Below are 21,166 nucleotides of genomic sequence, written 5' to 3'. Positions count from 1 at the left end.
GCCCCCACCGGCATCGCCGTCGCTACTGCGCCGCGATCCAGTCGGTGATCAGGTCGTCCAGCACGCCCAGCGGCAGGCTGCCGTGCCCGATCACCTGGTGGTGGAACTCCCGGACGTCGAAGCGCCCGCCGAGCGCCGCCTGCGCCCGCTCGCGGTGCCGGACGATCTCCCGACGGCCGATCAGGTACGCGGTGGCCTGGCCCGGCCAGGCGATGTAGCGGTCGATCTCGTTGCGGACGTTGGCCTCGGGCGTGGCGGTGTTGTCCCGCATGAAGTCCATCGCCCGCTGCCGCGACCAGCCGTAGTGATGCATCCCGGTGTCCACCACCAGGCGCACCGCGCGCAGCGCGTCCATCGAGAGCATGCCGAAGCGGGACAGGTCCGAGCTGTACAGGCCCATCTCGTCGGCCAGCCGCTCGGTGTACAGGCCCCAGCCCTCGACGTGGGCGGTCAGCTGGCCGCTCGGCTTCTGCCGGAACTGCGGCAGGTGGTGCAGGGTCTGGGCGACCGCGAGCTGCAGGTGGTGGCCGGGCACGCTCTCGTGGAAGGCGATCGCCTCGTACTCATAGCTGAACCGGCTCTCCGGGCGCAGTGTGTTGATCCAGTGCGTGCCGGGCAGCCCGCCCGGGCCCGGCGGCTGGTAGTAGGCCAGCGGCGCGGTCTCCGCCTCGATCGGGTCGATCTCCCTGGTCACGCAGTCGGCGATCGGGTACGGGCGGAACCAGTCGGCCGAGGCCCGCTGGGCGCGGTCCAGGGCGCTGTCCACCAGGGCCACCATCTCCGCCGCGCTGCCGAAGCGCAGCGACCGGTCCTCGCGCAGCGCGGCCAGGACGGCGTCGGTGCCGCTGACGCCGAGCACCTTCGCGCCCAGGTCGGCGAACTCCTCGCGCAGCGCCGCCACGGCCTCCAGGCCGATCCGGTGCACCTCCTCCGGGTCCAGCCCGGGCCGGGTGTAGCGGGAGACGGCGTCGGCGTAGCCCTCGGCGCCGCCGGGCACGTGGCAGACGCCGGCCCGGTCGTCCGGGCGGGCGTCGGCGGCGAGGCGCTGGGCCAGCCCGGCCCGGTAGCGGGCTATCGCCGGGTGGACGCCGTCGCGCAGGATCGCCCGGGCCCGCTCGAACTCCCGGCGGCCCTGGAGCGGGCGCAGCAGCTGGTCCGCGGTCGGGTCGGCGGCCAGGTAGGTGTCCAGCTGGGTGATGGCGGCGTCCACCCCGCTGCGCAGCGGGTGGCGGCCCTGGGCGGCGGCGTCCGCGGCGAGCTGCAGGGCGGCGTCGAAGTAGCCGGGCAGGCCGGCCAGCCGCTCCAGGTAGGCGTCGGCGCCCTCCTGGTCCACGGCGGTCATGGCCAGGGTGCTGAAGACCGCGTTGTGCGAGGCGACGATGGTCGCGGAGATGCTGAAGTCGGCCAGCCCGTGGGTGATCCGGCCGGTGTTGTTGTCGATCAGCCGGGCGAGCAGCCGGTGGGTGATCCGGTCCTCGCCGGTCAGCGCGTCCAGCGGGATCGCGGCCAGCCGGACGGCGAAGCCCTGGAGCGCCTCGCGGTGGCGCAGCGCGGCCGCGCGGGACGGGTCGGGCACCTCGTGGGCGTGGCCATCGACGCCGACGAGGGTGGCCTCGAAAGGGTTGTAGGAGTTCTCGGCGGCGAAGAACTCCTCGGCGAGGGCGGTGAGTTCGGCCTGGTGGGCGGGGTCGGTCGGTTGGTCGCTCGGCTGGTCGGTCATTGAGCGATTATTCGGAGTCGGCGACGGCGCGGTCAATACACGACGGAGGGAAAGCAGTTCCGTCCGCTCGTGGTGAACGCGCCGTCGCCGAAGCGGGATTCAGAATTCAGCCGGACCGGGTGCGGTGCTCAGCGGTAGGACTCCGGCGCGGCCGGCCCGCCCGCGTCCTGCACCTCCACCAGGTAGCGCCAGCAGTCCGGACGGCTGCCGTCCCGGTCGGTGAAGCCGTACTCCCGCGCCAGCTGACCGCTGGAGAGTGACTGGCCGTTCCAGCGGGCGACCTCGGGGTCGGCGGCCAGCGCGGCGACCGCCCGGCCGACGAAGTACGGGGTCTCCGAGATGCCGAAGTGCGGCTCCCGGGCCACGGCGTCGCGCCAGTTCTCCTCGGTCACGCCGAAGTGCTCCAGCATGAGCTCGGAGCGCATCCACCCGGGGGTCAGCGCCACCGCGGTGGCGCCGCGCGAGCCCAGCTCGTGGCCCAGGGAGAAGGCCATCCGCAGGACGGAGGACTTGGCCAGGTCGTAGAAGAAGGAGTTGCGGTAGTTGGCGCGGTTGTACTCCTCCGTGCCGTCCGTCATCTCCACCAGCAGGCCGCCCGGGTTCTTGAGCAGCAGCGGCAGCGCGTAGTGGCTGGTGATCGCGTGCGTCTCCACCGCGAGGCGCAGCAGCCGCAGGCCGTCGTCCAGGCTGTGCTCCCACACCGGGGTGTTCCAGCCGAACAGCTTCTCGCCGCCCCAGATGTCGTTCACCAGGACGTCCAGCCGGCCCTGCTCGGCCTCGATCCGCTCCACCAGGGCGGCCACCCGGGCCGGGACCAGGTGGTCGGTCGGCACCGCGATGCCCCGGCCGCCCGCCGCGGTGACCAGCTCGGCGGTGTCCTCGATCGTCTCGGGCCGGTCGTACTCCGAGCGCTGCTCCCGGGTGGTGCGCCCGGTCACGTACACCGTCGCGCCCGCCGCGCCGAGCTCGACCGCGATGCCCCGCCCGGCGCCCCGGGTCGCTCCCGCGACCAGAGCGATCCGACCGTCCAGTGCCCCTGCCATCCGCCTGCCCTTCCGTCCGAACGACCTCATGGCTGTGCCGACGCCCGTCCGTGGACGAACGTCGGCACCATCCAAGCGCAGGGGTCCGACAGTCGGCGCCGCAGCGCGCGAATCGGCAGGTCAGCGGGCCTGGGACGTCCTAGGACTCCTTGGCAGCCTTCGCGGCGGCCTCCTTCTCGTGCTTCGCCTTGATCCGGGCGGTCTCCTTGCGGACGTCCACCTGGTTGGCGCGCTCGTGCTGGAGCCAGAGCGGGTTCTCGGCCTTGATCGCCTCGATCTGCTCGGTGGTGAGCGCCTCGGTCACGCCGCCGCGGGCCAGGCCCGAGATGGAGATGCCGAGCTTGGCGGCGGCCACCGGACGCGGGTGCGGACCGTTCTTGCGCAGCTCCTGGAGCCACTGCGGCGGCTCGGCCTGCAGCGCGTTGAGCTCCTCGCGGGAGACCACGCCCTCCTGGAAGTCGGTCGGCGCCGCGGCGAGGTAGATCCCCAGCTTCTTGGCCGCCGTGGCCGGCTTCATGGTCTGGCCGGTCTTCTGCTTGAGCGATGTCATGAAGACAAGGGTAAGGGAGTGCGCGGGCGCTTCCGGTCACGGTCGGTAGCCTTGCCCTGTGACAGACATGCAGGTGAACCCGTCCTTCCGGCTCGCGTACGTCCCCGGTGTGACCCCCGGCAAATGGGCCAGGGTCTGGGGCGAGCGGCTCCCGGACGTCCCGCTCGACCTCGTCGCGGTCCCCGTCGAGGACGGCGAGCGGACCGTTCGGGAGGGCGCGGTGGACGCCGGGCTGATCCGGCTGCCGGTCGACAAGGACGTGCTCAGCGCGATCCCGCTGTACACCGAGACCACCGTCGTCGTCTTCCCCAAGGACCACTGGCTCGCCGCCGCCGAGGAGGTCGCCCTCGGCGACCTCGCCGACGACGTGGTCTTCCACCCGCTCGACGACACCCTCGGCTGGGCCGCCGACGCCCTCCCCGGCCGCCCGGCCATCGAGCGCCCGGCGACCACGGCGGACGCCGTCGAGCTGGTCGCGGCCAACGTCGGCGTGCTGCTGGTCCCGCAGTCGCTGGCCCGGCTGCACCACCGCCGCGACCTCACCTACCGGCCGGTGGCGGAGGCGCCGCAGTCCCAGGTGGCGCTGTCCTGGCTGCAGGAGCGGACGACGGACCTGGTGGAGGAGTTCATCGGGATCGTCCGCGGCCGTACGGTCAACAGCTCGCGCGGCCGGGGAGCCGGGCAGGCCGCGGCGGCTCCGGCCGCGCAGCCGAAGAAGGCGGCGGCGCCGCGCAAGCCGCAGCAGCAGAAGTCCGGTGGCCAGCGGGCCGGCGGACAGAAGGGCACGGGCCAGAAGAGCGCGGGCCGGGGCGGGGCGGCCGCCGCCCGGCGCGGCAAGCCGAAGCGGCGCTCGTAGCGGGCGCGTGGCGTAGCGTCGGCCCCGTTCCGGACAGTCGCGGTGGGAGGAGCGGGGCCGTGTGGCATGACCTGGTGGTCGTCCAGATTCCGATCGTGGAGAAGATCCTCCGCACGATCGCCGTCTACGTACTGATCCTGATCCTGTTCCGGTTCGCCGGAAAGCGCGGGCTGGCGGGACTGAACACCTTCGACATGGTGGTCGTCTTCCTGCTCTCCAACGTGGTGCAGAACGCGATCATCGGCAACGACAACAGCCTGCTCGGCGGCGCCATCGGCGCGGTCACCCTGATCGCCGTCAACTCCGCCGTCACCCGCTGGCTCGCAAGCGACCCGCGCGCCGCCCGCCTCCTGGAGGGCACACCCACCACGCTCGTCCGCGACGGCAAGCTCGTCTCCGGCGCCCTGCACAGCCTGGCGCTGCGCCCGTCCGAGCTGGAACACGCCATCCGGGTCCAGAACGGCGACAACATCAGCGACGTGGCGCGCGCCCGCCTGGAGCCGGACGGACAGCTGCTGGTCACCCTCCGGGCGGCCGAACAGAGCGCCACCAAGGGCGACGTCCAGGAGCTGCGCGAGCAGCTGGAGGTGATCGAGCGGCTGCTGACCAGCATGGCGGCCGGAGGTCGGCCGCCCCGCTGACGGCGGGCGGGGGCGGCGCCCCGCTACTGGCCCGCGTTCCGCTCCCGGGTCTTGCGCTGCATCTCCATCAGCATGGCCAGGGTCTCGGGGTGAACCGTGGGCTCCGCCTCGTCCAGGTCGTCGTCGAAGTCGTCCAACTCGTCGTCGTCATCCGCTTCCTGCGGATTCAGCCGGGCCTGCGGGAGCAGTGCCTCGTAGCGGGGGTCCCCCGGCTCGATCTTGTGCCAGCCGTCGTAGAGGTACCCCTCCACGGTCCTTCCGCCGTACCGCTGCCAGATGGTGACGCCGTCGGCGTCGAGCATCGGGTTTCCGGTGACTTCGTAGGCCTCAGAATGCTCGGTCAAAATACTCCTTCAGAATCCTCGCGGCCTCGCGGTCGCCGAACGTGAACTTCGTCAGCTTCTTGGCGGTCCAGTGATTGAACGCCTCGGCGAAGTACTCGTGCGGCTGGCGAATGTACGCGTCCAGTTTCGGATTGCTGCCGATCCGGTCCATGACCTGCTGCTGTACATGCAGCCAGTCGGGCTGGCGGCTCTTGAAACCGTAGGCCTCGTCGACCGCGTGCCCGAACTCATGGACCGCGACACTGCTCTGCGTCTCGGCACTCGAATTGATGAGAAGCCTGCGCTCGTTCGGCAGGTACATGCCGGGCACGTGCTCCGCCGGCGCGCTGCCGCCCACCGGCCTGACACCCCCGAGATGGAAACCGCCCGGAAGCTCCGTGATGGGCCTCGGACCGATGCTGATCCCGCCGCCGGGGACGGCCTTCAGGTAGTCCCAGACCTTGTTGAAGACCTTGGGCGGCACCTGCGCCAGCTCCGTGGACACCTTCGCGACGCTCGGGTGGTCCTCCACGTACTCGCGTGGGGGCAGCCTACCGGGCATCGGCAGCTCGACCGGCTTGGCGTGCTTCGGGACGTAGGGGGCGGGTTCCTCGGAACGCCCCCCTCGTGGTGCCGCCCCGGCGCCGACGGCGCCGACGACGAGGTCGAGGGGCATGACCGGGCCGGTCTTGAAGGCCGTGTCGTAGCCGTAGGTGAGGCCGGCGCCGGTGACCATGCGGCCGGGGAGGGAGTCGGCGGCGTTCGCGACCTTGGCGAGGCCGGCGAGGGCGACGGAGGCTCCCTCGGCGCGTTCGGCGGCGTTGGCGACGACGCGTCCGCCGGCGCCGAGGCCGCCGCCGGCGCCGCCCATGATGCCGCCGGTCTCGGCGGAGTCGACGGCCTCCTTGAAGCTGTAGCCGCCGTCGTCGAAGAACTCGACGCGGATGGGCTGGGCGACGGCGAGGTCGACGGTGATGGCTTCGACGGCGCCGAAGGCGGCGCCGACCAGGACGGTGGCGGCGATGGTGGCGATGGTCTCGGAGACGGCCACGCCGAGGCCGGCGGCGGTGGCGACGATGCCCGCGGCGGCGCCCGCGGCGACGCCCTCGGAGATGCCGGCGGTGAAGAAGGCGAGGGCGGTGCCGGCCACCAGGGTGGCGCCGACGATCGCGGCTTCCTCCTCCAGCTTCTTGACGGCCTTGTCGACCTCGTGGGCGAAGTCGCGTAGGGCCTTGGCGAGGGCGCGGCAGGCGTCGGCGGTTTCGGGGAGCCAGCCCTTGCCCTTGCCGGCGCTGTCCTTGCCGCCGTAGTACTGGCCCCAGAACTTGCCGAAGGCGTCGATGGCGGGGCCGTGGTTGTTGGCGACGATGGCGGCGGCGGCCTGGTTGGTGGGGACGGTGACGTTGTCGATGGCGGTGGCCATCGCCTCCCAGGCGTCGGCGATCTTGCGGAGCTTGTCCGGGTCGGCGTCGGGCCACCACATGCCGGTGAGTTTCTGGACGGCCTTCGCCGCCGTGGACTCACCCATGCGCGGACCCCGTCCGGGAGCGGGCGCGGTCGTTCAGGTTCCCCGGTTGGAACCCGTACCGCGTGCGGCTCGCTTTCGGTCCGTCATCTGCCATGGTGCTATCCCCGTACGTGCTGGTTGCGCTGGTTGCTCTGGTTGCTCTGGTTGCTCTGATTGCTCTGATTGCTCTGATTGCTCTGGTGATCAGATCGAGGAACGGAGTGACGAGGTTTCAGTGCGGCACTGTGACGTCGGTCACGCCCGCGAAGGCAGGCCCGCGCGGTGGCGAGCGGTGACGGCCGTGACGGCGGCGAGGGTGAAGCCGAGGGCGGCGGCGAGGAGGTGGCCGACGGTGGTGAACTCCGGGAGCGGGCCGGCCCACTCGGCGCCGCCGCCGAGCGGCCAGGCGAGGACGAAGGCGGCCCAGGGGAGTCGGGCCCAGCGGGGCAGGGCGAGGATGACGAAGGCGAGGGCGGCCTGGGCGCCGTAGCTGATGCCGTAGTCGGAGGCCTCCCGCACGCTCTCGGGGTACCAGCCCTGGTGCAGGGCGAGCAGGATGACCAGGGCGGTGATCAGGGTGGCGCCGATGTGCCCGGCGAGGAACACGGCGGCGGCGCGCAGTGTCCCGTAGCGGCGCTCGGCCCAGGCGAGGCTGACGACGATGCCGAGGCCGAGGGTGATCAGGGTGCCGCCGAAGCCGGTCGAGGTGATGTCGGTGAGCGTGCCGTCGTAGAGCAGGGCGCTGCCGAACAGTGCCCTGAGCGGATGGTCGTGCAGGTTGTCCAGGTTGGTGCTGATGTAGTCCCGCAGGTCGTCGGCCCCCGCGTCGGAGAGCCCGTACTCGACCCAGGCGTGCCCGAGCAGGAGCAGGCCGACGTAGCCGAACGTCAGCGGCGAGCGGCGCGGGTAGGTCCGGACGGCGCGCAGCAGCCCGGTCAGGAGCCCCAGCGGGGATCGAGCGTTCATGGCGTGATGGTGTCCCGGTCGAACGGCAGGTCCGGCCGGCACACCTGTGGCCGGCCCCGCCGGGACAGTACCGAACCCCGATCACCCCCCGACCCGCGCGGGCCGACTCACCGTACCCGGCGGGTCAGCGTCGCCTGGAAGGACCGGGGCGACATCGAGGAGCTCCGCTGAGGCCGGACCGGCTGTCTGGGCGTCGGGGTGACGGTCCAGCGGCCGGCGATGGTGGCCAGGGCGAGGGCGGCTTCGGTGGTGCCGAAGGTGTCGCCGATGCAGCGGCGGGCGCCGAGGCCGAAGGGCGTGTAGGTGCCGGGGGCGGGGCGGGCGGTGGTGAGCCAGCGGTCGGGGTCGAAGCGGTCGGGGCAGGGGAAGAGGTCGGCGCGGCGGTGCAGCAGGTAGGGGCTGTAGAGGACGGTGGTGCCGGCCGGGAGGGGGTGGCCGCCGAGTTCGGTGTCGGCGGCGACGGTGCGGCTGAGGATCCAGGCGGGCGGGTAGAGGCGCAGGGTCTCGCTGATGATTCTGGAGGTGAGCGGCAAGGCGGGCAGGTCCTCGTGGCGCGCGGGGCGGCCGTCGAGGACGGTGTCGAGTTCGGCGTTCAGGCGGTCGCGGGCGGCGGGGTTGGCGGCGAGCAGGGTCCAGGTCCAGGAGAGGGTGGCGGCGGTGGTCTCCATGCCGGCGAGCAGGAAGGTGACGACCTGGTCGTGGATCTCGCCGTCGGACAGGCCCCGGCCGTGCTCGTCGCGGGTGCTGAGCAGCGTGGAGAGCAGGTCCTGGTGGTCGGTGCCGGCTGCGCGGTAGTCGGCGATCAGGCGGCGGGTGATCTCCTTGAGGCCCCGCTGGGCGCGCTGGAAGCGGCGGTTGCCGGGGGTGGGGATCCGGTCGGCGCCGGGCAGCGGCATCATCATCCGCCGGGCGACGCCCCGGGTGACGACGTTCATGCACTCGTGCACGGGCAGGGAGCCGGCCCGTTCGTGGGCGGCGAAGAGGCAGCGGGCGGTGACGGCGGTGGTGAGGCGGTACATCGCGGCGGGCACGTCGATCACGTCGCCGTCGCGCCAGCGGGCGGTGGTGCCGGCGATCTCCTCGGCCATCATGGCGGCGTAGCCGGGGAGCCGGTCGCGGTGGAACGCGGGCTGCAGCATGCGGCGTTGGCGCCGGTGGTCGGCGGCGGGGCAGGTGGCGAGGCCGTTGCCGAAGGCCTCGCGGACCTTGTCGATGATGATCCCGCCCTTGTCGTAGGTGCGGTCCTCGGTGAGCAGTCGGCGCACCAGGTCGGGGTGGCAGACGACGTAGGCGTCGAGCGGGCCGAGCCGGACCTTGACCAGGTCGCCGTGGGCGGCGAGGCCGGCCACGAAGTCGAAGGGGCGGCGGACGAAGGCGGGGGCGTGGCCGAGCAGGGGGAGGGCACCGGGTGCGGTGGCCGAGGTGTACTGGGCGGTCGGGCGGTAATGGGTGGTCAAGGGCGTCACCTCGGGTGGGGGATGGCCGGATCGGTGGGTGTTCGGGATCTTTCCCGAGGGCCGTCGGTCAAACGGTTCGTGACCGGCGGGTGGGGTGAACGTGGGGGCGCATGCCGAACGTCCGTGCGCCGCCGAATGGTTGACGGCTCGTGCGCGGCCGCTCGGCGTGGGGGTATCCGGGGGTGGGGCGGCGCGCCTACACTGCGAAGCTCGGCGGGATTACCGGCCAGTACTACTAGTCGGTATTACCAGTCCGTATGACCAGTCCGTATGAGCAGGGCAGTAGCCGGGCGGCAGAAGGCCCGGCGGGGAATGGGGAGTTGGGATGGCCGACGAGCGGGCCCACGCGTTCACCGACGACGCCCTCGGCGCGCATGACGCGGTGGCGCTGGCCGCCCTGGTGCGGGCCGGTGAGGTCAACCCCCGGGAGCTGGTCGCGGCGGCTGTCGCCCGCGCCGGGCGGATCGACGGCGCTCTGCTGCCCGTCGCCCACACCTCGTACGACCGGCCCCGGATCAGCCGGGAGGGCATCGGCGGCCCGCTCTGGGGCGTGCCGACCTACCTCAAGGACAACGTGGACCTGCGCGGACTGCCGACCGCCATGGGCAGCGAGGCCTTCCGCGCCCGCCCGGCCCGCCGCAACGCGCGCTTCACCGACCAGTTCCTGGCCACCGGTCTGGCCGTGCTCGGCAAGACCCGGCTGCCCGAGTTCGGCCTGAACGCCTCCACCGAGTTCGCCGCCGCCCAGCCGGTGCGCAACCCCTGGAAGCCCTCACACTCGTCGGGCGCCTCCTCGGGTGGCTCGGCGGCCCTGGTGGCCTCCGGCGTGGTGCCGATCGCGCACGCCAACGACGGCGGCGGGTCGATCCGGATCCCGGCGGCCTGCTGCGGCCTGGTCGGGCTCAAACCCACCCGGGGCCGGCTGGTGGTCAACGCGCAGGGCGGCAAGCTGCCGATCGACCTGGTCACCGACGGGGTGCTGACCCGCTCGGTGCGCGACACCGCCGCGTTCTTCGCCGCCGCCGAGCGCCACCACCACAACCCCAAGCTGCCCCCGCTCGGCCTGGTCGAGGGGCCGGGCGCGCGCCGGCTGCGGATCGGGCTGGTGGTGGACTCGCCGATCGCCAAGACCGACGAGCCGACCTGCCGCGCGGTCGAGGAGACCGCGGCCCGGCTGGAGGCGATGGGCCACCGGGTCGAGCCGGCCACCCTGCCGTTCGGCGAGGAGTTCTCCCGGGACTTCCTCTCGTACTGGGGCTACATCGCCTGGGTGATCGCGCTCACCGGTCGGGTGATGTTCGACCCGAGCTTCCGCAGTGACCGGCTGGACGGCCTGACCAGCGGTCTGCGCCGCCGCTTCCAGACCGAGTTCCCGCGCACCCCGGGCGTGCTGCGCAGGCTGCGTCAGGCCGAGGCGGTGTACGCGGGGATCTTCCGCGACCATGACGCGATCCTCTCCCCGGTGCTCGCCCACACCGCCCCGCCGATCGGCCACCTGAGCCCGAACGTGGCTTTCGACGAGCTGATCGAGCGGCTGCTGCGCTACGTCGCCTTCACCCCGGTCAACAACGTGACCGGCGGTCCGGGCATCGCGCTGCCGACCGGGGAGGCGCCGGGCGGCCTGCCGATCGGGGTGCACCTGTCGGCCGCGCACGGGCAGGAGCGGCTGCTGCTGGAGCTGGCCTTCGCGCTGGAGGCGGACCGGCCCTGGCGACGCATCCAGGACTGACCGGGACCGGGGGCCACGGCGACCGGGCGTCACGGCGATCGGGAGCGACGGGGCCCGGGAGTCACGGAGCCGCGACCGACCAGGCCGCGTGCACCTCGTGGTGTAGCCGGGCCAGCGCGCAGTCCGGCGCCAGCGCGGCCAGGTCGCCCGGGGGTGGCGGCACGCCGGAGCGCAGCGCCTCGGCCAAGTCGGTCAGCTCCCTCGTGACGGCCCCCACCTCGGCCGGGGTGGGGACGGGCGCGCCGTGCTCGACCCGGACCCGGGTCGCGGTGGTGGTGTCCACGATCCGCTCCACCGCGATCACCAGCGGCCACCAGGCCTCCGCCCGGGCGCCGACCGGCGGCGGCTCGGTGAGCGCGCGCTGGAACTCGCCGCGCACGGCGGACAGGTCCCGGTAGAGCCGCCGCCGGTAGCGGGCCCGGGCCGGCTCGTCGCGGCCGGGCGCGGTGGTGAAGGCCAGCGACACGTACGAGGCGGTGTCCTGGACGGCGTCGGCCAGCCGGTCGCCGATCCGGGTGTGCCAGGACTCCGGCCACAGCAGGTAGCCGGCCAGCAGGGAGATGCCGCAGCCGATCAGCGAGTCGAAGAGCCGGGGCAGCACCAGGTGGAAGCCCAGGTGGTTGAGCAGGTCGGAGAGCAGCAGGATCACCGGGGTGATGGCGGCGGTCTGGAAGGCGTACCCCTTGGCCGACAGCGCCGGGATCAGCGAGGCCAGCGCCGCCATCACCGGGACATCCCACCAGCCGTGCGGCACTTCGGCCAGCACCGGTATGGCGATCAGCAGCCCGGCGGCGGTGCCGAGCGCGCGCAGCACCGCGCGGGAGAACACCGAGCCGAAGTCGGGCTTCATCACGAAGGTCACGGTGAGCGCCACCCAGTACGAGCGGGGCACCGCGATCACCGACACCAGCACCTGCGCCAGGCCGATGCACAGTGCCAGCCGCAGGCCGTACCGCCAGGACGCGCCGGACAGCAGCAGCGCCCGGACCGCCCGGCGGGCCCGGACCTCCAGGCCGGCGGGGCGGCCGAGCCGGTCGTCGGCGGCGTACGCGTCCGGCTCGGCCTCGTGCACCACGACGGCGGCATGCCGGATCGCCTCGGCCAGCGCGCGGGTGGAGGGACCGCGCGGTTCGGGCAGGTCGGGCGGGGGAGCGGGACCGGTGCGGCCCAGCTCGACGGCCTCGGCCAGCGTACGGACGGCGGCCGGGTAGCCGGGCGGCAGCGGGCCGAACTCGGGAGGGCGCAGCCGCGCCGCGGAGGCGCCCTCGACCACCGGGATCACCACGTTGAGCTGGGCGAGCAGACGGACCAGGGTGGGGGAGCGGCCGTGCCGGCGGGCGCGGCGGGCCAGCAGCAGGTCGTAGGCGTGGTTGAGCGACTGGGTGAGTTCGTGCCGCTTGGCGTCGTACGTGGACGAGCCGGTGGCCTCCAGCAGTTCGGCGACCGTCCGGTAGGTGTCCGCGACGACCGCGCGCTCGGGCGTGCCGCGGCGCAGCGGCCAGGCGAGCAGGGTGAGGGCGAGCACCACCAGGCCGCCGAGCAGCAGCAGGGTGGGCGGCAGCCACCAGGGGGAGGGCAGCGGCAGGCCGGCCCCGACCACGGCGTTGAGCAGCAGGAGCAGTCCGGAGACGGAGGCGACCGCGCCGATCGAGGAGATCATGCCGGAGACCAGGGCGACGACGGTCAGCACCGCGACGGCCGTCCAGCCGGAGCCGTACACCTGGGTGCCGAGCAGCACCCCGAGGGCGCCGAACAGCTGCGGCACGGCGATGTTGAACACCCGCATCCGGTAGGCGTCGGCGGTGTCCCCGATGACGCCGGACAGCGCGCCCATCGACACCAGCGCGCCGTAACCGGGCTGCCCGGTGGCGGTGCCCACCGCGAGCGGGGCGGCGAGCGCCACCGAGGCGCGGGCCACCGCGGCCCGGGGGATCGGCGCGTTCCGGGGCCGCAGGCCCTCGGTCAGCCAGCCGGGTGGGGCGAGCCGGGTGCGTGCCAGCCGAGTGCGTGCCACAGTCCCAAGCTACGGCGGGTGGGCGGGCGATGCGGGCCCGGTACAACGGTTCGGCCGGCCCGGCACAACGGTTCGCGCGGCGCCGCGGTTCACCGCTCCCGGTTATGTCAATTCACCAAACATACGCGCCCTTATGTCAGTCTCCGAAACATAAAGCGAACCCCGAGAAGCGCCGTGAGCTGCGCTGATTTCCCAATCGGTAACCCCCGGGAAAGGGTTGACACCATTAGTTGGTCTAGTCCAATGTGTGGGGAGCGCGGTTCGGCGGGGCTGATGCGGGGTGAGCTGCCCTGCCGAGCGGGCGAGTTGGCCCTCTGGCGTGGCGTTGTTCCGCGCTCGCGGGCCGAGGCGAGAAGGGCCGCATGCGGACGGACGCCCGGTCCACGCGCAGAATTCCCGAGCCGGTCGACCGCCGGCCGCCGGCTCGCCGTGCCCGCACCGAGCGCCCGAGGAAGCGCCGTATCGACTACGAACCATGGAGTGACCGCCCATGCCGAGCCCTGACGAACATCCCGAGGGACATCTGTACCGGGCCGCCTCCCGGCGCCCCTACTTCAGCGCCGACACCGAGAGCTACCTCGCCCGCACCTCGCTGCGCGAACTGCGCAAGGAGCACCCGCTGCGGGTGCTCTCCGAGGAGGACTTCGCGCACTGGCAGACCTACGGCTACGTCGTGGTGAAGGAGGCGATCCCGGCCGAGGCCGCAAAGCGCCTGCTCGACTTCACCTGGGAGTTCCAGGGCCTGTCGCCCGACCGCCCCGAGGAGTGGTACCGCGAGCGCGACCACCGCGACGAACTCGACCAGCACCTGCACGTCTACGGCTTCGTCGAGGCCTACCACCACCAACTCATCTGGGACAGCCGCCAGTCGCAGCGCGTCTACGACGCCTTCGTGGACGTGTGGGACTGCGAGGAGCTCTGGGTCACCCTCGACCGGCTCAACCTCAACCCGCCGAACGTCCGCAACCGCGACCGCGCACTCATCGAACCCACCGACAAGGGCTTCGACATCGAACTGCACTGGGACGTCGACACCACCCAGGGCATGCTGCCGCAGCGCGTCCAGGGCATCATCGCGCTCAACGACACCGCGCCCGACCGCGGCGGCTTCCAGTGCAACCCGGAGCTGTTCCGCCGCTTCAACGAGTGGCAGGCCGCCCAGCCCGCCGACCGTGACCCGATCCGCCCGGCCGTCGACCGCGACGAGTTCCCGGTGATCCGGCCCGAGTTGAAAGCCGGCGACCTGCTGATCTGGAACGGCCTGCTGGCCCACGGCGTCGCCCGCAACACCTCCGCCGACGGTGTGCGCGCGGTGCAGTACCTGTCGATGATGCCCGCCCTGGAGGAGGCCGAGCCGCTGCGCGGCTCCCGGGTTCGGTCCTGGCGCACGCTCAGCACCCCGGACTGGAACCGCACCCTGGTCGGAGACGCCGTCCAGCACGAGGCGCTGCGCTACGGGACCGCCGAACTGACCGAACTGGGGGAGAAGTTGCTGGGCCTGCGGTCCTGGACCGGCGCTGCCTGGGGGGAGCTCGCGGGGGAGCGGGAATGCGCGCCGTCTGCCTGACCCTGCCCACCAACCGGGAGTGCGCGGGCACCGTCACCGCGATCGGCGCCGAAGCCGCCCACGCCGCGCGGCGGTTCGGCGTGCAGGTGCACCTGCTGGTACTGGACTCCACCGACCCGCAGGCCTACCGGCTGCACGCCGAGGCCGTCACCGCGCTACCGCCCGCCGAGGGCGTGATCGTTCACCACCTCGACGAGCGGGCCCAACGCGCCTTCCTGCGCGAGGTGATCGAGCGAGCCGGCCTCGCCGGGCCGGACAAGCTGCTCGACCTGATGCTGCCCGACGCCGTCTCCTACGGCGCCTGCACCAACCGGGCCTTCCTGCTGGCCGCCGCGCTCGGCTGCACCTCGGTGCACCGCCGTGACTCCGACAGCCGCTACCAACTGCTCGACGGCGAGCCGGTGTTCCCGATCGAGCACGAGCTCGCGACGATCGGCCTCAAGGCCGCCGACGCGGCCGCCGCCGTCACCGAACACACCCTCGACCCGGCGCACGCCGACAAGCCGGTCGCCCTGGTCGGCGCCTCCTTCATCGGCGAACCCTCCGTCGACCTCGGGGAGATCCGCGAGCTCGACGCCGAGGTCCACCACGACGTGGTCGCGCTCTGGGCGCCCTCCGGAGCCACCGAGGAACAGCGGCGCGAACTCGTCGCCGAGTCCTTCATCGGCGCCGGCAGCGAGCCCTTCACCGCCGACCGCGCCGTGCTGGACCGGCCCGACATCTGGCGCATCGACATGTGCAACATCGCCCTCGACCACGAGGTGTACGAGCGCGTCCCGCTGCCGCCCGCCACCGACACCATCGGCAGCGACTACTTCCTGCACCACCTGGTGTACGACGCCACCCTGCCCGGCGTCACCCACAACCGGCACATCGTCAACTACTACACCCCCGAACGGCGCACCGGCTCCGGTTTCACCGCCTACCAGGAGCGCTACGCCAAGTTCCTGCTCTCCATGCTCTACCTCTACCAGGTCTACTCCGAGATGGAGTCGGCCGGCGACGCCCTGCTCGACCGGCAGCACCACGTGCGCCCCGAGGTGATCGCCGACTCCGCCCGCCGCAGCGCCGCGGCGGACCGCACCGAGAACCACCGCCGGCTCACCGAACTCGACCGCTGCTACCGGCGACTGGGCGGCAAGTACGCCGAGTTCGCCGACCACCTGGCGCCCCGCCGGGCGCGTCTGCTCGACGAGGCGCAGGCGGACATCGAGGACTTCGCGCTGCTGATCGACGCGTGGGGCCCGCTGGTGCGGGCGAGCAAGGCCACCGCCACCGAACGGCTGCCGCGTTAGCCGGACCGGGAGTTCATCCGTGATACGTCAGACCGCCGACCCGTACCGTACGACCGACGGGTGCAGAGCCGGTACCCAGGTCAACCACCGCGCCCCGACCGCCCGGGCCACCGTGCGCGCGGACACCGCGCCCCGCTGGGACCGGCACGACCACACCGCCCTGCGCGCCGCGCTCGCCGCCTCCGTCGAGGACACCATCGTCTACGACCTGGACGGCATCGGCCGCCAGTACGCCGCGCTGTGCGCCGAACTGCCCGGCGTCGCCGTCCGGTTCGCGATGAAGGCCTGCCCGGTCGACGAGGTGCTCGGCCACCTCGCCCGGCTCGGCTCCGGCTTCGACGCGGCCGGGCCTCAGGAGATCGCCCAGGCGCTGCGCACCGGGGTCGCCCCCGAACTGATCCACTACGGCAACACCGTCAAGTCCGACCGCAACATCGCCGAGGCCTACCGGCTGGGCGTGCGCGACTTCGCCACCGACAGCCTGGAGGACGTCGCCGCGATCGCCGAACACGCCCCCGGATCACGGGTGTTCTGCCGCCTGGCCACCACCGGCGAGGGCGCGCTGTGGGGCCTCAGCCACAAGTTCGGCTGCTCGCCCGAGGACGCCCTGCGAGTGCTCGGCGCCGCCCGCACCGCCGGGCTGGTGCCCTCCGGCCTGTCGGTGCACGTCGGCTCGCAGCAGATGACCGCCGAGGCCTGGGGTGCGGCCGTCGAGTCGCTGGCCGCCGTGCTGGAGGCGCTCAACTGGCTCGGCATCGTGCCGAATCGGATCAACCTGGGCGGCGGACTGCCCGCCCTCGGCGTGCTGGACCGGCAGGGCCGACCGCTCGAACCGCCGCTGGACAAGATGTTCGCGGTGATCCGCGAGGGCATGGAACGGTTGCGCGCCGTCAACGCCGCCCCGCTGGAGTTCCTGCTGGAACCCGGCCGCCACCTGGTCGCCGACCACGGCGCGATCCGCGCCCACGTCGCCCGGCTCTCCTCCCGCCACCGGCTCGACGGCACCCGCGAGGACTGGCTCTACCTGAGCTGCGGCAAGTTCAACGGCCTGTACGAGATGGACCAGCTGCAGTACCGGCTGGAGTTCCCCACCCATCCGGGCGGGCAGTTCGTCAACGCCGTGGTGGCCGGCCCGACCTGCGACAGCGACGACGCCTACGCCCAGGAGGGCGGCCTGGTCCGGGTCCCGCACGCCGTCGCCTCCGGCGACCCGGTGTGGATCCACTCCTGCGGCGCGTACTCCACCGCCTACGCCACGCGGGGGTTCAACGGCTTCGCACCGTTGCCGTCCACCTGCGTCGGCGGCGACGCCGGGGGAGGCGAGGCATGACCGACACCCGGATCCGGCCGCTCCACGAGGACGACTGGCCGGCCGTCATCGCGGCGGAGGAACGCGCCTACGCCGCGAGTGGGCTCTCCGAGGGCGGCGAGGCACTGCGCTCCCGGCACCGGGCCTCGCCCTCCACCTGCTTTGTCCTGGAGCACGCCGGCGACTTCGGCGGCTACCTGCTCGCGCTGCCGTACCCGCTGTTCCGCTGTCCGGACCTCAGCCTGGCGGAGTCCGCAGGCGTTTCCAGGGCCGGCAACCTGCACGCCCACGACCTGGTGATCGCCGAACGGGCCCGCGGCCGGGGCCTGGCCCACCGGATGCTGCGGCACCTGGAGGAGACCGGGCGGGCGGCCGGCTACCGGACCCTCTCGCTGGTCGCCGTCCGCGGTTCGCAGGTGCTGTGGACCCCGATCGGCTACCGTGCCCGGCCCGAGATCGGGCTGCCCCCGAGCTACGGCGCCGAGGCGGTCTACATGGTCAAGCCCCTGGAAGCCGCCGTCGCCGGCCCGTTGCCGCACTCCACCGATCCGACCCCCGGGTCCCCACCCAGAGCCGAAGTGGGCTGATACACATGTCCCCCGTACGCGACGAGTTCCGCCGGTCCCAACTGGCCATCGGCGCACTGTTCTTCGCCCTCGGATTCCAGTACGCGACCTGGGTCTCCCGGGTGCCCGCGCTCAAGGCCCGGCTCGACCTGGGCGAGGCCCAGATCGGCCTGCTGCTGATGACCTGCGGGATCGGCGCGGCGGTGTCCTTCCCGCTGGTCGCGGTGCTGATGCGGCGGCTCGGCTCCCGCCTGCTCTCGGTGCTGTCCACGCTCGCCCTCGGCGTCATCCTGCTCGCGCTGTCGTCGGTGCCCGACTACCCGGTCACCCTGCTGGTGCTGTTCTGCGACGGCGTCGCGGTCGGCTGCCTCAACGTCGCGATGAACGCCCAGGGCGCCGCGCTGGAGGCCCGCTTCGAGCGGACCACGATGTCCAGGCTGCACGCCGCCTTCAGCGCCGGCTCGCTGCTGGCCGCGCTGCTGGCCTCCGGCGTCAACGCCTTCACCGGCACCCTCGCCGTCCACTTCGGCCTGGCCGCGTTGCTGCTGGCCGTGCTGGTCGTCGCCGCCCGGCCCGGGCTGCTGGCCGACGGGCCGCAGGAAGCCGCGGAGGAGGTGACGGCGGAGGCGGCGAAACAGCGGCGCGGCTTCACCCTGCCCGCCGCGGCGACGCTCTGGATGGGTCTGGCGATGGTCTTCGGCACCGTCACCGAGGGCGCCATGAACGACTGGTCCGCGCTCTACCTCAAGGACGTGGTGCACGCCGGCGCCGGGCTCGCCCCGATGGGCATCGCCGTGGTCTCGGTGATGATGGTCTGCGCCCGGATCTTCGCCGACGGCTGGCGCACCCGCTTCGGCGACGGCTGTATCGTCCGCACCGGCAGCCTGCTGGCCGGCCTGGGCCTCGCCCTCGCCCTGCTGGTCGGCGGCGTCGTCCCCACCCTGCTCGGTTTCGCCTGCGTCGGCCTCGGCGTCGCCGCCGTCACCCCGTGCGTCTACGTCGCCGCCGCCCGCCAGGGCTCCGACGCCCTCTCCCTGGTCGCCGCCCTGGGCACCACCGGCTTGCTCGCCGGCCCCGCCGCCATCGGCTTCATCGCCGGCGCCACCAGCCTGGTCTGGGGCATGGCCGCGGTCGCCGTCTCCGCGGCCGTGGTATCCCTCTGCGCCACCCGCATCCGCTGGCCGCAGCCCGCTGCCGCCGTCGCTCAGCTCAGACCCGAGGCCGACTGATCCACCCTCAACCCTCGCCCGGCACACCCGCGTTCCCGTCACGGATGTGCCGCGCGAGCTTGTTTTTCAGTGCCGTCCGGTATGGTCCGAGACGTTGCTGATCTGGCTCTGGCTGGGGGGGGGTCGTGCGGAAGTTTGAGGAGCGTCCTGGGTTCGTTGTCCAGGCGTACCGTTTCGCGCTGGATCCGAACGTCGAGCAGGAGGCGGCTCTTCGGTCGCACTGTGGCGCGGCTCGGGCTGCGTACAACTGGGCGGTGTCGTGGGTCGAGGCGTCGTGGTGGCAGAGGAAGGCTGAGGAGTCCTATGGCATCCCCGAGGCCGAGCTGACCGAGTGGCGGCCGTGGTCGTTGCCCGCGCTGCGGAAGGTGTTCAACGAGGCGAAGAGGACCGATCCCCGGTTCGCCGATTGGTGGGAGGAGAACTCGAAGGAGGCGTACTCGACCGGTCTGGCGAACGCCGCCGCCGCGTTCGACAACTATGCCAAGTCCAAGCGCGGCCGCCGCAAGGGCAGGCAGGTGGGGATGCCGCGTCGAAAGTCGAAGCACAGGGCCAGCCTGTCGTGTCGGTTCACCACCGGCGCCATCCGCGTCGAGCCCGACCGCAGGCATGTGACGCTTCCCCGGATCGGGACGATCCGTACCCACGAGTCCACGCGCAAGCTCGAACGGCGGATCGGCAACGGCACGGCTCGCCTTCTGTCGGCGACCGTGCGGTATGAGCGCGGCCGCTGGTTCGTCTCGTTTCAGGTCGAGGTCAAAAAGACCGAACGCACTGCCGCACGCCCGAACACGGTGGTGGGCGTGGACCTGGGCGTGAAGTGCCTGGCGGTGATGGCCGACAGCGCCGGCGAGGTTCGGCACGTGCCGAACCCGGCGCACTACGACACCGCGCTCAAAAGGCTCAAGCGCCTCTCCCGCCGGGTCTCGCGCCGCCAGGGCCCGGATCGGCGAACCGGTCGGAACCCGTCCAAGCGGTGGCTGATCGCCGACGCCGAGCGCAACCGTGTGCACCACCGGGTGGCGAACCTGCGCGCCGATGCCCTGCACAAGCTCACCACCGGCATCGCCGCCGAGTACGGCACGGTGATGGTCGAAGACCTCAACGTGGCCGGCATGCTCAGGAACCACCGTCTGGCCCGCAGGATCCAGGACGCCGGGTTCGGCGAGATCCGCCGTCAGATCACCTACAAGACCGGCTGGGCCGGAGGCCGCACAGTAGTGGCGGACCGCTGGTACCCGTCCTCCAAGACCTGCTCGAACTGCAGGACAGTGAAAGCCAAACTGCCACTGCACGTCCGAGTGTTCATCTGCGACGCCTGCGGTCTGGTCATGGACCGGGACGAGAACGCGGCCCGCAACCTCGCCGACCTCGCGTCGGCCCGTACCACGGGTACCGGAGTGGCCGGAGACCCGGACGCGCGAGCGTCGAAACCGCGTGGAGCCGACCGGAAGACCCGCGCCACCACCCGCAGCCGCAAGGCTGCGGGTGGTGGCGCGGGTGGCGCGATCGTGCCGCACCAGCGGCCGGAGGAAGCGCGAGACCGTCATCAGGACACCACGGCGCTCACGCTGTGGTGACACCGCTACGGACCTTCCCGGCCGAAAGGCCGGGATTGCTGGTATTCGACTACGGAATCAGGAACGGAAGAGCAGCATGACCGAGCAGGCCCCCGAGCCCTTCGAGCACGTCGACGAGGACTGGCAGACCGCGGTGGCGATCGTCGCGCACCCCGACGACATGGAGTACGGCGGTGCCTCGGCCGTCGCCCGCTGGACCTCGCAGGGCAAGAAGGTGATCTATGTGATGGTCACCAGCGGCGAGGCCGGGATCGACTCGATGAGCCCCGAGGAGTGCGGGCCGCTGCGGGAGGCCGAGCAGATAGCCTCGGCGCGGGTGGTCGGGGTGGAGACCGTCGAGTTCCTCGGGTACCCGGACGGGGTGGTGGAGTACGGGCTGCCGCTGCGCCGGGACATCGCCCGGGTGGTTCGCCGGCACCGGCCGGACATCGTGATCACCGGCAACTTCCGGGAGACCTACGGCGGGGTGCTCCTCAACCAGGCCGACCACATCGCGGTCGGCCGGGCCGCCCTGGACGGGGTTCGGGACGCCGGGAACCGCTGGGTGTTCCGCGAGCTGCTGGACGAGGGGCACGAGCCGTGGAACGGGGTGCGGCAGATCTGGGCGGCGGCCTCGCCGGAGTCCCGGCACGCGGTGGACACCAGCGACCACTTCGACGTCGGCGTCGCCTCACTGGAGGAGCACAAGGCGTACCTGGCCGGGCTGGGCGGGGCGATGGCGGACGCCCGGGAGTTCCTGGAGGGCTTCGGGCGGGGCGCGGGCGCCCGGCTGGGGACGCGCTTCGCGGTGCCGTTCGAGGTGTTCCCGCTGCGCTGA

General features: G+C 72.6%; 18 protein-coding genes. 10 read left to right on the top strand and 8 right to left on the bottom strand.

What is annotated here, in order from left to right; all coding sequences use genetic code 11:
- Positions 1–22: 22 nt before the first annotated feature.
- The 3 genes from ACH4E7_RS20790 to ACH4E7_RS20780 all read right to left on the bottom strand — a co-directional run bounded on the left by ACH4E7_RS20790 (position 23) and on the right by ACH4E7_RS20780 (position 3,313).
- Positions 23–1,720 carry a DUF885 domain-containing protein gene (locus ACH4E7_RS20790; RefSeq protein WP_396250485.1) on the bottom strand — a complete coding sequence of 566 codons (1,698 nt, stop codon included), beginning with the start codon at positions 1,718–1,720 and terminating at the stop codon, positions 23–25.
- A gap of 128 nt (positions 1,721–1,848) precedes the next feature.
- On the bottom strand, positions 1,849–2,763 hold the full coding sequence (locus tag ACH4E7_RS20785) for an SDR family oxidoreductase (RefSeq protein WP_396250484.1): 915 nt from the start codon (positions 2,761–2,763) through the stop codon (positions 1,849–1,851).
- Positions 2,764–2,902: 139 nt separating this feature from the next.
- Positions 2,903–3,313 carry a DUF5997 family protein gene (locus ACH4E7_RS20780; protein ID WP_396250483.1) on the bottom strand — a complete coding sequence of 137 codons (411 nt, stop codon included), beginning with the start codon at positions 3,311–3,313 and terminating at the stop codon, positions 2,903–2,905.
- Positions 3,314–3,371: 58 nt separating this feature from the next.
- Between ACH4E7_RS20780 and ACH4E7_RS20775 the strand changes: the two genes are divergently transcribed.
- A complete protein-coding gene (locus ACH4E7_RS20775) occupies positions 3,372–4,169 on the top strand; it encodes a LysR family substrate-binding domain-containing protein (protein ID WP_396250482.1) in 798 nt (265 codons plus the stop codon).
- Positions 4,170–4,228: 59 nt separating this feature from the next.
- Positions 4,229–4,810 carry a DUF421 domain-containing protein gene (locus ACH4E7_RS20770; protein WP_396250481.1) on the top strand — a complete coding sequence of 194 codons (582 nt, stop codon included), beginning with the start codon at positions 4,229–4,231 and terminating at the stop codon, positions 4,808–4,810.
- Positions 4,811–4,833: 23 nt separating this feature from the next.
- On the opposite strand, the gene ACH4E7_RS20765 is transcribed toward ACH4E7_RS20770, so the two are convergent.
- The 4 genes from ACH4E7_RS20765 to ACH4E7_RS20750 form a co-directional block, all read right to left on the bottom strand.
- Entirely contained in the window at positions 4,834–5,154 is a 321-nt protein-coding gene (locus ACH4E7_RS20765) for a hypothetical protein (RefSeq protein WP_396250480.1), read from the bottom strand.
- Entirely contained in the window at positions 5,138–6,661 is a 1,524-nt protein-coding gene (locus tag ACH4E7_RS20760; protein WP_396250479.1) for a hypothetical protein, read from the bottom strand. Before ACH4E7_RS20760 ends, ACH4E7_RS20765 begins: the two co-directional genes overlap by 17 nt.
- A gap of 234 nt (positions 6,662–6,895) precedes the next feature.
- Positions 6,896–7,606, bottom strand: coding sequence for a rhomboid-like protein (locus ACH4E7_RS20755; RefSeq protein WP_396250478.1), 711 nt, complete (start codon positions 7,604–7,606; stop codon positions 6,896–6,898).
- Positions 7,607–7,713: 107 nt separating this feature from the next.
- A complete protein-coding gene (locus ACH4E7_RS20750) occupies positions 7,714–9,063 on the bottom strand; it encodes a cytochrome P450 (protein ID WP_396250477.1) in 1,350 nt (449 codons plus the stop codon).
- Between the two features lie 325 nt (positions 9,064–9,388).
- Between ACH4E7_RS20750 and ACH4E7_RS20745 the strand changes: the two genes are divergently transcribed.
- Positions 9,389–10,792, top strand: a complete 1,404-nt coding sequence (locus ACH4E7_RS20745) for an amidase (protein ID WP_396250476.1) — start codon at positions 9,389–9,391, stop codon at positions 10,790–10,792.
- A 61-nt stretch (positions 10,793–10,853) separates the two neighbouring features.
- On the opposite strand, the gene ACH4E7_RS20740 is transcribed toward ACH4E7_RS20745, so the two are convergent.
- A complete protein-coding gene (locus ACH4E7_RS20740; RefSeq protein WP_396250475.1) occupies positions 10,854–12,806 on the bottom strand; it encodes an FUSC family protein in 1,953 nt (650 codons plus the stop codon).
- Between the two features lie 490 nt (positions 12,807–13,296).
- Here ACH4E7_RS20740 and ACH4E7_RS20735 point away from each other — a divergent pair, with 490 nt between their 5' ends.
- The 7 genes from ACH4E7_RS20735 (at position 13,297) to ACH4E7_RS20705 (ending at position 21,166) form a co-directional block, all read left to right on the top strand.
- Positions 13,297–14,373, top strand: a complete 1,077-nt coding sequence (locus tag ACH4E7_RS20735) for a phytanoyl-CoA dioxygenase family protein (RefSeq protein ID WP_396250474.1) — start codon at positions 13,297–13,299, stop codon at positions 14,371–14,373.
- Entirely contained in the window at positions 14,355–15,668 is a 1,314-nt protein-coding gene (locus tag ACH4E7_RS20730; RefSeq protein WP_396250473.1) for a DUF6271 family protein, read from the top strand. The genes ACH4E7_RS20735 and ACH4E7_RS20730 overlap by 19 nt, the downstream gene beginning before the upstream one ends.
- 112 nt (positions 15,669–15,780) lie before the next feature.
- On the top strand, positions 15,781–16,998 hold the full coding sequence (locus ACH4E7_RS20725) for a type III PLP-dependent enzyme (RefSeq protein WP_396250639.1): 1,218 nt from the start codon (positions 15,781–15,783) through the stop codon (positions 16,996–16,998).
- Positions 16,995–17,564 (top strand): GNAT family N-acetyltransferase, encoded by a 570-nt coding sequence (locus ACH4E7_RS20720; RefSeq protein WP_396250472.1) that lies wholly within the window; start codon positions 16,995–16,997, stop codon positions 17,562–17,564. Before ACH4E7_RS20725 ends, ACH4E7_RS20720 begins: the two co-directional genes overlap by 4 nt.
- A 5-nt stretch (positions 17,565–17,569) precedes the next feature.
- Entirely contained in the window at positions 17,570–18,772 is a 1,203-nt protein-coding gene (locus ACH4E7_RS20715) for an MFS transporter (RefSeq protein ID WP_396250471.1), read from the top strand.
- Between the two features lie 125 nt (positions 18,773–18,897).
- Entirely contained in the window at positions 18,898–20,349 is a 1,452-nt protein-coding gene (gene tnpB / locus ACH4E7_RS20710) for an IS607 family element RNA-guided endonuclease TnpB (protein ID WP_396250470.1), read from the top strand.
- Positions 20,350–20,425: 76 nt separating this feature from the next.
- On the top strand, positions 20,426–21,166 hold the full coding sequence (locus tag ACH4E7_RS20705) for a PIG-L deacetylase family protein (RefSeq protein WP_396250469.1): 741 nt from the start codon (positions 20,426–20,428) through the stop codon (positions 21,164–21,166).

Source organism: Kitasatospora sp. NPDC018058 (assembly GCF_044327205.1).
GTDB lineage: Bacteria > Actinomycetota > Actinomycetes > Streptomycetales > Streptomycetaceae > Kitasatospora.
Note: the sequence above shows the minus strand (reverse complement) of the source record. Positions and strands in the feature narration are given on the sequence as shown.